Source organism: Oleiphilus sp. HI0086 (genome assembly GCF_001635225.1).
Genome location: NZ_LWFZ01000016.1, coordinates 1 through 1,367 on the forward strand (window position 1 = coordinate 1; position 1,367 = coordinate 1,367).

Annotated in this window: 2 protein-coding genes; both read right to left on the reverse strand. The window is 44.0% G+C overall.

Going from position 1 to position 1,367, the window contains the following annotated elements; translation table 11 throughout:
- On the reverse strand, nucleotides 1–771 hold a 771-nt coding region (locus tag A3756_RS00375), incomplete at its 3' end, for a hypothetical protein (protein WP_156490127.1).
- Nucleotides 768–1,367 (reverse strand): efflux RND transporter permease subunit (locus A3756_RS00380; RefSeq protein ID WP_197481065.1); only part of this gene is annotated, 600 nt, incomplete at its 5' end. The genes A3756_RS00380 and A3756_RS00375, both read right to left, overlap by 4 nt.

Below are 1,367 nucleotides of genomic sequence, written 5' to 3' on the forward strand. Positions count from 1 at the left end.
GAAATTGCCAGCGTAAAAGGATTTATTGCTGAGGTAGCGATATAAAAATCTAATCATAAAGCCAGGTAGATATTTAGCTATCTTGGCTTGTTGCCAGTGCAGCCAATGCTCGCGTGACTTTAGCCGCTCGCGAATTCTGTCGTTTAACTGGGTAGGTGAAATATCCGCTTCGAGAGGGATATAAAATCCACTGGAGAAATTTGCATAGTCTGAGTCGGTTCCAAAATTAGCTGCCCCCCTTAAATTAACGGGATAAAACCACGAATAGCTTTGATTGCAGTTTTTTGAATCTGCAAGTAAATGCTTGGCAGCCGAGCGGTTTAGCGCCCATAGTATAAAGGTTGTTAAAGGGATATCGAGAGATTTTGCTCGTTGTTCGATAGCTGCGGTTTCATAACGATCAAAAAATAGAGTGTCTACCGAATTTTGGCTTACTTGATTATCCGCTTTCCAAAAACGCCATTTGACCCTTTTAGGGTAAGGTTGAACTTTTGCTTTGATCGCTTTCAATTCTTGAGTGTCAGGTTCACCGGTTTCTCTACACTTAGGGATCTTCACACTGGTGAAACCGAGATCGTTCAGCATGTGCTTCATTATGCTCATGCCGTCACCATTGGCGTGCTGGAAGATATCTACTTTTAGCGCTTCTTCTTGCTCTGAGGTGTGAGGCGTATATCGCCCCCAATATATGTCATCACTTACGCCTAGCTTGCGCCTTTGTTCAAACCATAAGGCAACATGATCTTTCGGGTGACGTTGAAATATACTCATGATGCCTGATCCGTCTTGAGAACGTTAAGGGTATTTTTCGCATCAAGCCAACCTGCTTCCCAGCTTGAAGTTAATACCTCATCATTATATGGGCTCTGTGATTTCTTCTTCGCTCGACTGCCCTGCTCAAAACCGCGTTGATAGGCGTCTTCAACGCTCTCGGAGTCGAGCGCATTATTCGTTACCTGTTTGCTAGCGGTGCTTAGGCTCTTGATATATTGATCCAGTAATAGGTAGCTTGCGGGCACTAAAAGCAAGCTGATCAGTGTTGCAAAAATAACCCCAAAGGCCAGCGATACGGCCATGGGTATTAAAAACTTAGCCTGAATGCTGGTTTCCAGGATCAAAGGTGTTAAGCCTGCAAACGTTGTAATTGACGTTAAGAGTATTGGCCTGAAGCGTTTCTTGCCAGCTTCGCATACTGCACTAAAGATATTCACGCCCTTCTTGCGCAGCTCATTAATACAGTCCATCAAGACCAGGTTGTCATTGACGACAATACCGCTGACCGCCACCATACCTATGAATGACCAAAGCGTTAATTCCAGATTTAATAACATATGACCGAAAAGTGAGCCTAGAATTCCAAAAGGGAT